12 protein-coding genes are annotated in these 13,129 nt (G+C 72.4%); 1 reads left to right on the top strand and 11 read right to left on the bottom strand.

Annotated features, from left to right (window positions below):
- The 9 genes from mihF to pyrR form a co-directional block, all read right to left on the bottom strand.
- The gene (gene mihF / locus GCE86_RS05135; RefSeq protein ID WP_013285515.1) at window positions 1–318 is read right to left on the bottom strand and encodes an integration host factor, actinobacterial type; all 318 of its coding nucleotides are present in this window, start codon (window positions 316–318) and stop codon (window positions 1–3) included.
- A 179-nt stretch (window positions 319–497) separates the two neighbouring features.
- Window positions 498–1,334 (bottom strand): orotidine-5'-phosphate decarboxylase, encoded by an 837-nt coding sequence (pyrF, locus tag GCE86_RS05130; RefSeq protein WP_154225860.1) that lies wholly within the window; start codon window positions 1,332–1,334, stop codon window positions 498–500.
- 27 nt (window positions 1,335–1,361) lie between these two features.
- A complete protein-coding gene (locus GCE86_RS05125) occupies window positions 1,362–2,636 on the bottom strand; it encodes an adenosylmethionine--8-amino-7-oxononanoate transaminase (protein WP_154225859.1) in 1,275 nt (424 codons plus the stop codon).
- 109 nt (window positions 2,637–2,745) lie between these two features.
- On the bottom strand, window positions 2,746–3,762 hold the full coding sequence (locus GCE86_RS05120) for a quinone-dependent dihydroorotate dehydrogenase (protein WP_154225858.1): 1,017 nt from the start codon (window positions 3,760–3,762) through the stop codon (window positions 2,746–2,748).
- Between the two features lie 55 nt (window positions 3,763–3,817).
- Complete coding sequence (gene carB / locus GCE86_RS05115) at window positions 3,818–7,165, bottom strand: carbamoyl-phosphate synthase large subunit (protein WP_154225857.1); 3,348 nt, start codon at window positions 7,163–7,165, stop codon at window positions 3,818–3,820.
- Window positions 7,158–8,303: a glutamine-hydrolyzing carbamoyl-phosphate synthase small subunit gene (gene carA, locus GCE86_RS05110; protein WP_154225856.1), complete on the bottom strand. Its 1,146-nt coding sequence runs from the start codon at window positions 8,301–8,303 to the stop codon at window positions 7,158–7,160. Before carA ends, carB begins: the two co-directional genes overlap by 8 nt.
- Complete coding sequence (locus GCE86_RS05105; protein ID WP_154225855.1) at window positions 8,304–9,581, bottom strand: dihydroorotase; 1,278 nt, start codon at window positions 9,579–9,581, stop codon at window positions 8,304–8,306.
- Window positions 9,578–10,504, bottom strand: a complete 927-nt coding sequence (locus GCE86_RS05100; RefSeq protein ID WP_091263768.1) for an aspartate carbamoyltransferase catalytic subunit — start codon at window positions 10,502–10,504, stop codon at window positions 9,578–9,580. The genes GCE86_RS05105 and GCE86_RS05100 overlap by 4 nt, the downstream gene beginning before the upstream one ends.
- Window positions 10,501–11,082, bottom strand: a complete 582-nt coding sequence (gene pyrR, locus GCE86_RS05095; protein WP_154225854.1) for a bifunctional pyr operon transcriptional regulator/uracil phosphoribosyltransferase PyrR — start codon at window positions 11,080–11,082, stop codon at window positions 10,501–10,503. Before pyrR ends, GCE86_RS05100 begins: the two co-directional genes overlap by 4 nt.
- Before the next feature lie 285 nt (window positions 11,083–11,367).
- On the opposite strand from pyrR, the gene bldD reads away from it, so the two are divergent.
- Window positions 11,368–11,856 carry a transcriptional regulator BldD gene (gene bldD / locus GCE86_RS05090; RefSeq protein WP_013285505.1) on the top strand — a complete coding sequence of 163 codons (489 nt, stop codon included), beginning with the start codon at window positions 11,368–11,370 and terminating at the stop codon, window positions 11,854–11,856.
- A gap of 108 nt (window positions 11,857–11,964) precedes the next feature.
- Here the strand turns inward: bldD and nusB are convergent, their stop codons facing one another.
- Complete coding sequence (nusB, locus tag GCE86_RS05085) at window positions 11,965–12,375, bottom strand: transcription antitermination factor NusB (protein WP_204342919.1); 411 nt, start codon at window positions 12,373–12,375, stop codon at window positions 11,965–11,967.
- A 23-nt stretch (window positions 12,376–12,398) separates the two neighbouring features.
- Entirely contained in the window at window positions 12,399–12,956 is a 558-nt protein-coding gene (efp, locus tag GCE86_RS05080) for an elongation factor P (RefSeq protein WP_154225852.1), read from the bottom strand.
- Window positions 12,957–13,129 lie beyond the last annotated feature (173 nt).

Raw genomic sequence — 13,129 nt, 5'->3', positions numbered from 1 at the left:
TCAGTTGGCGGCGAACTCTCCAAGCAGCGCCTTGCGCTGCTGCTCGCCCAGGCCACGCAGCCGGCGGCTGTCGGCGATCTTGAGCTTCTCCATGATCTGGGTGGCCCGGATCTTGCCGATGCCCGGCATCGCCTGGAGCACGGCCGAAACCTTCAGCTTGCCCACGACGTCGTCGGACTCGGCCCGCTCGAGGACGGTGGCGAGGGTGGTCTTGCCCTGCTTGAGCTGCTCCTTCAGCTCAGCACGGGCCTTGCGGATCTCCGCGGCCTTCTCCAGCGCGGCAGCGCGCTGCTCGGGGGTCAGTGACGGGAGCGGCACCAGTTCTCCTCAGGTCCCTAGTACGGCGGGCGGGGCGCACCACCGCAGCTGTGAAACGTGGTGTCGCTGGCAACCAAAGGGGTCCGTGGTTCCCAGCGCGGGGAAAACTAGCGGTCAACGGCGTTTTCGGCAACGTGGACGCGCGAAGATCAACGGAAAGTGACCGAGCCGTCAGTCAGTCACACGGTGGCCAGGGCCGCCCGGCACTCGCCCAGCACGCGGTCGGTGGCGGCCCGCAGGGCGGCCTCGTCCGGCCCCGCGCCCAGCACCTCGCGGGAGTACGACGGCAGCACCGAGGGCAGGGCGGAGCCGAAGACGGTACGCAGGTCGGCGGCCGTCGCGCCCTGTGCGCCCAGCCCCGGCGCGAGCAGCGGACCGTTCACCGCGGCGAGGTCGTGACCCGTGTCACCGATCGTCGCGCCGACCACCAGCCCGAAGCTGCCGAGCGGCTCGGCACCCCGGTTGAGCTGGGAAATCTCGTCGATGACGGTCTGCGCCACGGTGCGCCCGTCGGCCCCCACCGCGCGCTGCACGGCGGCGCCCTCCGGGTTCGAGGTGAGCGCCAGGACGAACACGCCGCCGCCGTGGGCGGCCGCCAGGTCGAACATCGGCGCGAGCGAACCCACCCCCAGGTAGGGACTCGCGGTGACCGCGTCGACATACAGCGAGCTGGATGGATCGAGGTACGCCGAGGCGTACGCGCTAACCGTCGAGCCGATGTCGCCGCGCTTGACGTCGAGGAGAACGAGCGAGCCCGAATTTCGCAACTGTCGGATAGTTGACTCAAGAATTCCGACACCACGGGACCCGAAGCGCTCGAAGAACGCCGACTGGGGCTTGACCACGGCCACCCGGTCGCCGATGGCCTCCACCACGATCCGGCAGAACCGGTCCAGGCCCTCGACGTCGTCGGGCAGGCCCCAGCGGGCCAGCAGCCCGGGGTGCGGGTCGATGCCCACGCAGAGTGGTCCCCGCTCGGTCACGGCCCGGTGCAGGCGGGCGCCGAAACTCTCCATCGCGACTCTCCCTCTCCTCGTGCGGGCTCAGCCCGCCTTGACCGCCGCCTCGACTCCGGCCGCGATCCGGGCCACGTCCGCCTCGTCCGTGACGTACGGGGGCATGGTGTAGACCAGGTCCCGGAACGGCCGTAGCCAGACCCCCTGCGCGACCGCAGCGGCGGTCGCCCGGGGGATGTCCACCTCGTGGTCGAGCTGGACCACACCGATCGCACCGAGCACCCGCACGTCGGCCACCCCGGGGGTGCCGCGCAGCGGCTCGAGGCCGGCCCGCAGCCCCTCGGAGACCCTTGCCACCTGCCCGGCCCAGTCCCCGGCCCGCAGCAGGCCCAGGGAGGCGTTGGCGACCGCGCACGCGAGCGGGTTGCCCATGAACGTCGGGCCGTGCGCCAGCACCCCGTCGGCGGAGATGGCCCGGGCCACCTCCGGGGTGCAGAGCGCCGCGGCCAGGGTCAGGTAGCCGCCGGTGAGCGCCTTGCCGACGCAGAGCACGTCCGGGGCGACCCCGGCGTGCTCGGCCGCGAACATGGTGCCGGTGCGGCCGAAGCCGGTGGCGATCTCGTCGAAGACCAGCAGGATGCCGTGCGCCCGGGTCACCTCGCGCAGCACCCGCAGGTAGTGCGGACTGTGGAAGCGCATCCCGCCGGCGCCCTGCACCACGGGCTCGACGATGACCGCGGCCAGCTCGCCGGCGTGCCGCTCGACGGCGTCCACCAGCGCCGCCTCGTACGCCGGGTCGGGCGGGCTGTCGAAGCCGGCCGGCGGCACCGGGGCGAACACCTGCCGGGGCAGCACGTCGCCCCAGAGGTGGTGCATGCCGCCCTCCGGGTCGCAGACGCTCATGGGGTGGAACGTGTCGCCGTGGTAGCCGCCCCGCCAGGTGCCCAGCCGGCGGCGTTCCGGCCGCCCCAGGGCCCGCTGGTACTGCAGGCACATCTTCACCGCCACCTCGACGCTCACCGAGCCGGAGTCGGCCAGGAAGACGTGCTCCAGGCCGTCCGGGGCCAGCTCCACAAGGGTCCGCGCGAGGCGTACGGCGGGCTCGTGGGTGAGGCCCCCGAACATCACGTGGCTCATCCGGCCGAGCTGGTCGGTGACGGCGGCGTCCAGCACCGGGTGCCGGTAGCCGTGGATGGCCGCCCACCAGGACGACATGCCGTCGACCAGTTCCCGCCCGTCGGCCAGGCGCAGCCGCACGCCCTCGGCACTGTCCACCACGTACGGTGGGCCGGCCGGCGGCAGGGCCGCGTACGGGTGCCAGACGTGCCGGCGGTCGGCGGCGAGGATCTCCTCGGGCGTCACGGTTCTCCTTCCTCCCCCCCTCCCCCGCGATCTTGCAGTTCCGGTCCGCGGTTCGCCCGAATTGAGCGGTGTGCCGGGGCAGTAACTGCAAGATCGCGTGCGGACGGGGTCAGCGCCGGGCGGTCGCCTGGGTTATCGAGCGGACCAGGGCCGGGCCCCGGTAGATGACGCCGGTGTAGAGCTGGACGAGGCTCGCGCCGGCGTCGAACATCCGGGCCGCGTCGTCCGGGTCGACGATGCCGCCCACGCCGATGACCGGCAGCCGGCCGCCGGTCTCGCGGTGCACGAAGGCGACCACCTCGCGGGCGCGGGCGGCCAGCGGGCGGCCCGAGAGGCCGCCGGTCTCCGCGCCCCGCGCCCGGTCGGCCGGGGCGAGCCCGTCGCGGGCCAGGGTGGTGTTGGTGGCGATCACCCCGGCCGCGCCGCGGTCGAGGCAGACCTCCAGCAGCTCGGCGACGGCCGGCTCGGTGAGGTCGGGGGCGATCTTCACGAGCACCGGCTTCTCCCCCACCAGTGCCGCGAGCAGCGCGTCCAGGTGGGACCGGTCCTGAAGGGACCGCAGCCCCGGCGTGTTCGGCGAGGACACGTTGACGGCGAAGTAGTCCCCGTGGCCCTTCAGCGCCCGGTACGAGGCCAGGTAGTCCTCGACGGCCTCGTCCAGCGGGGTCACCTTGGACTTGCCGAGCGAGATGCCCAGCGGCACGCCGAGCGGGCGCGGCAGCGTGCCCAGCCGGGCCGCGAGGGCCTCGGCGCCGGCGTTGTTGAAGCCCATCCGGTTGACCACGGCCTCGCTGTCGCGCAGCCGGAACAGCCGTGGCCGGGGATTGCCCGGCTGGGCGTGCGCGGTGACGGTGCCGACCTCGACGAAGCCGAAGCCCAGCGCCGGCCACGCCGGCAGCGCCACCCCGTTCTTGTCCATCCCGGCCGCCAGCCCGACCGGATTCGGGAACTCCACCCCGAACACGGTCCGGGGCGCCGCCCGGAAGTACCGCGCCCGCAGTGCCCCGAGGACGGCCGGTCGCCGGGAGACCGAGGCCAGCCGCCCGAGGGTCCACTCGTGCGCCACCTCGGCGTCCCCACCCCCAAGGCGGAACAACCAGGGCCGAGCCACCTTCTCGAAGATCACCGCGCACCCACCCCCGTCGCGGCCGGGGGTGCCGGGGCCGGGGGTGCCGGGGTGGTCACTCGCCGGCCCGGAGAGCGGCGTGGAGCTCCTGGAGGGGGCGGACGCGCATGTCGCCTCGGATGCGGGCCTCGATGCCCATCACCGCGGCGGCCGCGCCGGGCACCGTCGTGACGCAGGGGATGTCCGCCGTCACGGCGGCGCTACGGATCTCGTAGCCGTCGGAGCGGGCGCTCGCGCCGGAACCCTGCGGGGTGTTCACCACCAGGGCCACGTCGCCGCCGAGGATCAGCGAGACGGCGTCCTCGCCCTCGCCCGACTCGTAGTGCTTGCGGATCTGCTCGCAGGCGATGCCGTGCCGGCGCAGCACCTCGGCCGTGCCGGTGGTGGCGACGATCTCGAAGCCCAGGTCGGCCAGGCGCTTGATCGGGAAGATCATGCCGCGCTTGTCCCGGTTGGCCACCGAGACGAAGATCTTCCCGGCGGTCGGCAGCGACCCGTACGCGGCGGACTGCGACTTGGCGAAGGCGTGCCCGAAGTTGGTGTCGATGCCCATCACCTCGCCGGTGGACTTCATCTCCGGGCCGAGCAGCACGTCGATGCCCTTGCCGGACGGGGTGCGGAACCGCTTGAACGGCAGCACCGCCTCCTTGACCGCGATCGGGGCGTCGGCCGGCATCGTCCCGCCGTCACCGGTGGGCGGGAGCAACCCCTCGGCGCGCAGCTCGGCGATGGTGGCGCCGAGCGCGATCCGGGCCGCCGCCTTGGCCAGCGGCACGGCGGTGGCCTTGGAGACGAACGGGACCGTCCGGGAGGCCCGCGGGTTGGCCTCCAGCACGTAGAGCGTGTCGCCCTGGAGCGCGTACTGGACGTTGAGCAGGCCCTTCACGCCGACCCCGCGGGCGATCTCCTCGGTGTAGCGGCGGACCTCGGCCAGGTGCGAGCCGGCCAGGGTGATCGGCGGCAGCGCGCACGAGGAGTCGCCGGAGTGGATGCCGGCCTCCTCGATGTGCTCCATGACGCCGCCCAGGTAGACCGCGCCGTCGGCGTCGACCAGGGCGTCCACGTCGATCTCGATGGCGTCGTCGAGGAAGCGGTCGACGAGGACCGGGTGGTCCGGCGAGATGTCGGTGGCCCGGCCGATGTAGTCGCGCAGGGTGGCATCGTCGTAGACGATCTCCATGCCCCGGCCGCCGAGCACGTACGACGGGCGGACCAGCACCGGGTAGCCGATCTCGTCGGCGATCGCCTTGGCCTCGTCGTACGAGGTGGCCATGCCGTGCGCCGGGGCGCGCAGCCCCGCCCGGGCCAGCACCGCGCCGAACGCGCCGCGCTCCTCGGCCAGGTGGATCGACTCCGGGGAGGTGCCGACGATCGGCACGCCGGCGTTCTTGAGCCGCTGCGCCAGGCCGAGCGGGGTCTGCCCGCCCAGCTGCACGACCACCCCGACCACGCCGGGACCGCCGGCCGCCCGGCCGGAGGAGTCCTCGGAGTGCCAGACCTCCAGCACGTCCTCGAAGGTCAGCGGCTCGAAGTAGAGCCGGTCGGCGGTGTCGTAGTCGGTGGAGACGGTCTCCGGATTGCAGTTGACCATCACCGTCTCGTAGCCGACCTCCCGCAGCGCCATGACCGCGTGCACGCAGGAGTAGTCGAACTCGATGCCCTGCCCGATCCGGTTCGGCCCGGAGCCCAGGATGAGCACCTTCGGCCGGTCCGAGGGCCGGACCTCGGTCTCCTCGTCGTAGGTCGAGTAGTGGTAGGGCGTGGTGGCCTCGAACTCGGCCGCGCAGGTGTCCACCGTCTTGTAGACCGGACGAATGCCGAGCCGGTGGCGCAGGGTGCGGACGCCGTCCTCGGCGGCCAGCTCGGGCCGCAGCGCGGCGAGCTGCCGGTCGGAGAGGCCGGCCCGCTTGGCCCGGCGCAGCAGCTGGGCGTCGAGCACCGGGGCGGCCACGATCTCGGCGCGCAGCTCCACGAGCGCGGCGATCTGGTCCAGGAACCAGGGGTCCATCCCGCCGGACGCCTCGGCCACCTCGGCGATCGACGCGCCCAGCCGCAGCGCCCGCTCCACCGTGTAGATCCGGCCGTCGTGCGGCATCCGCAGCGCCGCGAGGGTGTTCTCCTTCGTGGCGCCGGCCGGGTCGGGCCGGGTCCAGAACCCGCCCCGCGTGGTCTCCATCGAGCGCATGGCCTTGTTCAGCGCCTCGGTGAAGTTGCGCCCGAGGCTCATGGCCTCGCCCACCGACTTCATGGTGGTGGTCAGCTCCTGGTCGGCGCCCGGGAACTTCTCGAACGCGAACCGGGGGATCTTCACCACCACGTAGTCCAGGGTCGGCTCGAAGGCCGCCGGGGTCTTCAGGGTGATGTCGTTGGGGATCTCGTCGAGGGTGTAGCCGATGGCCAGCTTCGCGGCGATCTTGGCGATCGGGAAACCGGTGGCCTTCGACGCGAGCGCCGAGGAGCGGGACACCCGCGGGTTCATCTCGATCACGACGATCCGGCCGTCGGCCGGGTTCACGGCGAACTGGATGTTGCAGCCACCGGTGTCGACGCCGACCTCGCGGAGCACCGCGATGCCGAGGTCGCGCAGGCGCTGGTACTCCCGGTCGGTCAGCGTCATGGCCGGGGCCACGGTCACGCTGTCGCCGGTGTGCACGCCCATCGGGTCGACGTTCTCGATCGAGCAGACCACCACCACGTTGTCGTGGCGGTCGCGCATGAGTTCGAGCTCGTACTCCTTCCAGCCGAGCACGCTCTCCTCGATGAGCACCTCGTGCACCGGGCTGGCGGCCAGGCCGGCGCCGGCGATCCGGGTCAGGTCCTCGTCGGTGTGCGCCATGCCGGAGCCCAGCCCGCCCATCGTGAACGACGGCCGGATCACGACCGGCAGGCCCAGGTCGGCGACGGTCTCCCGGACCTCGTCCATCGAGTGGCAGACCCGGGAGCGGGGCACCAGCGCCGACGGGTCGTCCAGACCGAGGCGTACGCCGGCCTTGGCCACGATGTCCTTGAACAGCTGCCGGTCCTCGCCCCGGTTGATGGCGTCGATGTTGGCGCCGATCAGCTCGACGCCGTACTTGTCCAGGACGCCGGCCTCGTGCAGGGCCACCGCGGTGTTCAGCGCGGTCTGGCCGCCCAGGGTGGGCAGCAGCGCGTCGGGGCGCTCCTTGGCGATGACCAGCTCGACGAACTCCGGGGTGATCGGCTCGACGTAGGTGGCGTCGGCGAACTCCGGATCGGTCATGATCGTCGCCGGGTTGGAGTTGACCAGGCTGACCCGGATCCCCTCGCTGCGCAGCACCCGGCAGGCCTGGGTGCCGGAGTAGTCGAACTCGCAGGCCTGACCGATGACGATCGGGCCGGAACCGATGACGAGGACGTGCTTGAGGTCTGAGCGCTTAGGCATTCTTCCCGCCTTCGATGAGCTCGGCGAAACGGTCGAAGAGGTAGTCCGCGTCGTGCGGGCCGGCCGCCGCCTCCGGGTGGTACTGGACGGTGAAGGCGGGCACGTCCTTGGCCCGCAGCCCCTCGACCACGTTGTCATTGAGGCAGACATGGGAGACCTGGACGCCGCCGAACTCGGTGTCGATCACCTGGTCGGGGACGACCGCGCCGTGCGCCGCGCCCGACACGTCGACCGCGAAGCCGTGGTTGTGGCTGGTCACCTCGACCTTGCCGGTGGCCCGGTCGAGCACCGGCTGGTTGATGCCGCGGTGGCCGTACCCCAGCTTGTAGGTGCCGAAGCCCAGCGCCCGGCCCAGGATCTGACTGCCGAAGCAGATGCCGAACAGCGGGATCCGCCGGCCCAGCACCTCCCGCGCCAGGGCGACCGGCCCGTCGGCGGTGGCCGGGTCGCCCGGCCCGGGCGAGAAGAAGACCGCGTCCGCGCCGGTGGCCAGCAGGTCCTCGATCGAGGAGCCGGCGGGCAGCACGTGGGTGGTCACGCCGCGGGCGGCGAGCCGGCGCGGCACGTTGCGCTTGATGCCCAGGTCCAGGGCCGCCACGGTGAACCGGTGCTCGCCGACCGCCTCGACGACGTACGGCTTCTCGGTGGTCACCTCGGCGGAGAGGTCCGCGCCGACCATCTGCGGCGCGCGGCGGACCCGGTCGAGCAGGCCGGCGGCGTCGTCGTCGACGCTGGAGATGCCGACCCGCATGGCGCCGCGCTCGCGCAGGTGCCGGGTGAGCGCCCGGGTGTCCACACCGCTGATGCCGACCACGCCCTCGGCGGCGAGCCGGTCCTCCAGGCCGCCGGTGGCCCGCCAGTTGGAGCCGATCCGGGCCGGGTCGCGCACCACGTAGCCGGCCACCCAGATCCGGGCGGACTCGTCGTCCTCGCCGTTGACGCCGGTGTTGCCGATGTGCGGCGCGGTCTGCACCACCACCTGGCGGTGGTAGGAGGGGTCGGTGAGGGTCTCCTGGTAGCCGGTCATGCCGGTGTTGAAGACGGCCTCACCGAAGGTCTCCCCGACGCTGCCGTACGCCTCGCCGTGGAACGTGCGCCCGTCCTCCAGGACGAGGATCGCGCTTCTGCGCTTCGCCATTTACTTGACAGCCTTTCCGTCCAGGACCGTCGGCTCGCCGCGCAGGAAGGTCGCCACGATGCGACCCGGCAGCGTCATGCGGGCGTACGGGGTGTTGCGACTGCGGCTGGCCAGCTCCGCCGGCTCGATCACGCGGCGGGCGGCCGGGTCGACCAGGGTCAGGTTGGCCGGTACGCCGGGGGCCGGGTCGAGGCCGTGGCCGTCCAGTCCGGCGATCCGGGCCGGGGTCCGGGACATCCGCTCGGCGATGAGGTCCCACTGCGGCCCGAGCACGTCCAGCGCGATGGAGAGCGCCGTCTCCAGGCCGAGCATGCCCGGCCGGGCGTACGCCCACTCGCACTCCTTGTCCTCCACGGCGTGCGGCGCGTGGTCGGTGGCGACGATGTCGATGACGCCCTCGGCCAGGGCCGCCCGCAGCGCGGCGACGTCGGCGGCGGTGCGCAGCGGCGGGTTGACCTTGTAGACCGGGTCGTAGGTGGTGGCCTTCTCGTCGGTCAGCAGCAGGTGGTGCGGGGTCACCTCGGCGGTGACCTTCACCCCCCGCGCCTTGGCGTGCCGCAGCACCTCGACGCTGCCGGCGGTGGAGACGTGGCAGATGTGCAGGCGGCTGCCGACGTGCTCAGCCAGCAGCACGTCGCGGGCGATGATCGCCTCCTCGGCGACCGCCGGCCAGCCGGTCAGCCCGAGCCGCGTGGACACCTCGCCCTCGTGCATCTGCGCGCCCTCGGTGAGCCGGGGCTCCTCGGCGTGCTGGGCGATCACCCCGTCGAACGCCTTGACGTACTCCAGGGCCCGGCGCATCAGCTTCGGGTCGGCGACGCAGTGCCCGTCGTCGGAGAAGATCCGCACCCGGGCGGCGGAGTCGGCCATGGCGCCCAGCTCGGCCAGGCGCTCACCGGCCAGGCCGACGGTGACCGCGCCGATCGGCTGCACGTCGACCAGCCCGGCCTCCCGGCCGAGCCGCCAGACCTGCTCGACCACGCCGGCCGTGTCGGCCACCGGCGAGGTGTTCGCCATGGCGCAGACCGCCGTGTAGCCGCCGAGCGCCGCGGCCCGGGAGCCGGACTCGACGGTCTCGGCGTCCTCCCGGCCCGGTTCGCGCAGGTGGGTGTGCAGGTCGACCAGGCCGGGCAGGGCCACCAGGCCGGTGGCGTCGAGGACCGTGGCGTCCGGCGCGGCCAGGCCGGCGCCGGTCTCCGCCACGACGCCGTCGCGGATCAGCAGGTCGGTCGGCGCGCCGCCGACCACACTCACGTTCCGGATCAGGTACGCGGTCACCGGTTGTTCCCTCCGAGCAGCAGGTAGAGGACGGCCATCCGCACGGAGACCCCGTTGGCGACCTGTTCGACGATGGTGGAGCGGGGCGAGTCGGCCACCTCGGGGGTGATCTCCATCCCCCGGTTCATGGGGCCGGGGTGCATGACGATCGCGTGCCCGGGCAGCCGGCGCATCCGCGGCCCGTCCAGGCCGTAGCGGCGGGCGTACTCGCGGGCCGAGGGAAAGTAGGAGTCGTTCATCCGCTCCCGCTGCACCCGCAGCATCATCACCACGTCCACACCCGGAAGAACGGCGTCGAGGTCGTAGGAGACATCGGTGCCGGGGGCGAGGGCCGGCGAGATGTCGACCGGGATGAGGGTCGGCGGGCCGACCAGGGTGACCTTCGCGCCGAGGGTGGAGAGCAGCAGCACGTTGGAGCGGGCCACCCGGGAGTGCAGCACGTCGCCGACGATCGCCACGTGCAGGCCGTCCAGGCGGCCCAGCCGGGAGCGCATCGTGTAGGCGTCGAGCAGCGCCTGGGTGGGGTGCTCGTGGGTGCCGTCGCCGGCGTTGACCACCGAGCCGTCCACCCAGTTGGCCAGCCGGTGCGGAGCGCCGGAGGCGGGGTGCCGGACGACCACCGCGTCGGCACCCATCGCCTGGAGGGTGAGCGCGGTGTCCTTCAGGCTCTCCCCCTTGGCGACGCTGGAGCCCTTGGCGGAAAAGTTGATCACGTCGGCGCTGAGCCGCTTGGCGGCCGCCTCGAACGAGATCCGGGTCCGCGTGGAGTCCTCGTAGAAGAGGTTCACCACGGTCCGGCCGCGCAGGGCGGGCAGCTTCTTGACCTCGCGGCCGGCCACGGTGGCCATCTCGGCCGCGGTGTCCAGGATCTCGGTGGCGGTGGCCGCGTCCAGGTCGGCCCCGGAGAGCAGGTGGCGGATCATGCGGCGCCTCCGTGCAGGCGTACCTCGTCGGCGCCGTCGGTCTCGGCCAGGGTGACCTTGACGTTCTCGGCGAGCGCCGTGGGGATGTTCTTGCCGACGTAGTCGGCGCGGATCGGCAGCTGGCGGTGCCCCCGGTCGACCAGGACGGCGAGCTGCACCGAGGCCGGACGGCCGACGTCGCTGAGCGCGTCCAGGGCGGCCCGCACGGTGCGGCCGGAGAAGAGCACGTCGTCGACGAGGATCACCCGCCGGCCGTCGATCCCGCCGGGGGGCAGCTCGGTGGGGCCGACCGCGCGCGTGGCGTGCCGGCGCAGGTCGTCGCGGTAGAGCGTGATGTCGAGCACGCCGACCGGGACGGTCACGTCCTCGAAGGTGCTGATCCGGGCGGCGAGGCGCCTCGCGAGCGGGACCCCGCGGGTGGGGATGCCGAGCAGGACGGTGTCGGCGGCGCCCTGGGTCTTCTCGAGGATCTGGTGGGCGATGCGGTCGACCACCCGCGACACGTCGGCGGCGGAGAGGATCACCTTCACCGAGGGTTGTCGCGGCGGCGACGGGTGGGCAGCCGGTGGGTAGGCCACGGCGGACCTCCTTCCCCGCCTCACGGGACGGGTCGTTAAAGGACGTCTTGTCGACTCCGGGGGGCCGCGGAGGGCCCGGACCGGGGCTTCACGCCACGTTACCAGCGGTCACCGGGCCGGCCGCCGCCGGTACTGACCGGCGGGTCAGCGTGGAGAAATGGGGACAAGCCGTACGCCAGTACGACCGGGGACGTCACGAACACTTGACCGCGTGTCGCAATCCCCGTACCGTCACGCTCCGTAGCGATAGCTGGGAGAACCCCGAGCAGCACTGGGAGTGTCCGAATGCCCTCTGAATACGCCAAGTCGCTGGGCGCCCGCCTGCGCTCCATCCGCCAGCAGCAGGGCCTGTCCCTGCAGGGGGTGGAGGAGAAGTCGAACGGGCGGTGGAAGGCCGTGGTGGTCGGCTCGTACGAGCGTGGCGACCGCGCCGTCACCGTGTCCCGCCTGGCGGAGCTGGCCGACTTCTACCGCGTGCCCGTCTCGGAGCTGCTGCCCGACGGCAGCGGGGTGCGCCACGAGCCCACCAGCAAGATCGTTCTGGACCTGGAGCGGCTCTACGACGAGGCCTCCGAGGACCTGGCCTACGTCGCCCGGTACGCCCGCGCCATCCAGCAGCAGCGCGGCGACTACAACGGCCGGGTGCTCTCCATCCGCGCCGACGACCTGCGCGCCCTCGCGATCGTCTACGACGCCTCGCCGTCGGGCCTGATCGAGCGGCTCACCGAGCACGGTGTGCTGGTCGCCGACCCCCGGGCGTTCTTCGCGTCCTGACCCGTTCACGACGAAGGGCCCGCGCCGGACGGCGCGGGCCCTTCGTCGTCGGCGGCTCCAGGTCACAGCGCGCATCAGACGCGCTGAGCCGGAGTTGCCGTGGGGGCCTCAGCGGGTGGCGTACTCGGCGATCCGGCCGAGGATGCCGTTGAGGAAGCGCGGCGAGTCGTCGGTCGACATCTGCCGGGCCAGCTCGACGGCCTCGCTGATCGCCACCGCGTCGTCGATCTCGTCGACGTAGAGCAGCTCGTAGACCGCGATGCGGGCCAGGTTGCGGTCGACCGCCGGCATCCGGTCCAGCGTCCAGCCCTCGGCGTAGCTGGCGATCACCTCGTCGATCCGGTCCAGGTGGGCCGCCACGCCCTCGACCAGGGCCACGGCGTAGTCGACGTGCTCGGGGCGGGGCTTCTCGATCCGCTCCAGGTAGCCGGCGAGCACCTCGACGGGCGGCCGGTCCCGCAGGTCGGCCTCGAAGAGCACGTCCAGCGCCCGCTTGCGCGCCTTGCGGCGCGCCGGCATCTGCTGCTTGGGACCCTCAGCCATCAGGCTCGGCCGAGGTAACGGCCGTCGCGGGTGTCGACCTTGATCTTCTCGCCGGTGGTGATGAAGAGCGGCACCTGCACGGTCGCGCCGGTCTCGACGGTCGCCGGCTTGTTGCCGCCGGTCGACCGGTCGCCCTGCAGGCCCGGCTCGGTGTAGGTGATCTCGAGCACGACCGAGGTCGGCAGCTCGATGTAGAGCGGCACACCCTCGTGGGTGGCGACGGTGGCCTCGGCCTCGGGGAGGAGGTAGTTGGCCGCCTCGCCGACGGTGCCGCCGGGGACGGTGATCTGGTCGAACGTCTCCAGGTCCATGAAGACGTAGTCCTCGCCGTCGGCGTAGAGGTACTGCATGGTGCGCTTGTCGACGGTGGCGGTCTCGACCTTGGTGCCCGCGTTGAAGGTCTTGTCGACCACCTTGCCGGACAGCACGTTCTTCAGCGTGGTACGCACGAACGCACCGCCCTTACCGGGCTTGACGTGCTGGAACTCGACGACGGACCACAGCTCGCCGTCGAGGTTGAGTACCAGGCCGTTCTTGAGGTCGTTGGTGGTGGCCATTTCCTGCCTTGATCATCAATTGGCGGACAGACCTACGAAGTCTACTAGCTGTGTCGAACCGGGTCGCCGTGCTGGACACGACCCGGACGTGCGGAACGTCACGCAGCGCAACCGAAGCTGTGCGCCCCGGACCCACCCGCCGCCGCCTTTGCTCTGCAGCCATCGGCGCAGCG

The sequence above is a fragment of the Micromonospora terminaliae genome (assembly GCF_009671205.1).
Classification (GTDB): Bacteria; Actinomycetota; Actinomycetes; order Mycobacteriales; family Micromonosporaceae; genus Micromonospora; species Micromonospora terminaliae.
The sequence above is the reverse complement of the archived record's forward strand: the minus strand, read 5'-3'. Positions and strand labels throughout refer to the sequence as shown.

What these genes read in the sequence shown, in the direction of transcription:
- pyrF (WP_154225860.1), bottom strand. Translation starts at nt 1,334, where the DNA reads ATGGAGAGTTTCGGCGCCCGCCTGCACCGGGCCGTGACCGAGCGGGGA.
- carB (WP_154225857.1), bottom strand. Translation starts at nt 7,165, where the DNA reads ATGCCTAAGCGCTCAGACCTCAAGCACGTCCTCGTCATCGGTTCCGGC.
- carA (WP_154225856.1), bottom strand. Translation starts at nt 8,303, where the DNA reads ATGGCGAAGCGCAGAAGCGCGATCCTCGTCCTGGAGGACGGGCGCACG.
- GCE86_RS05100 (WP_091263768.1), bottom strand. Translation starts at nt 10,504, where the DNA reads ATGATCCGCCACCTGCTCTCCGGGGCCGACCTGGACGCGGCCACCGCC.
- bldD (WP_013285505.1), top strand. Translation starts at nt 11,368, where the DNA reads ATGCCCTCTGAATACGCCAAGTCGCTGGGCGCCCGCCTGCGCTCCATC.
- nusB (WP_204342919.1), bottom strand. Translation starts at nt 12,375, where the DNA reads ATGCCGGCGCGCCGCAAGGCGCGCAAGCGGGCGCTGGACGTGCTCTTC.
- efp (WP_154225852.1), bottom strand. Translation starts at nt 12,956, where the DNA reads ATGGCCACCACCAACGACCTCAAGAACGGCCTGGTACTCAACCTCGAC.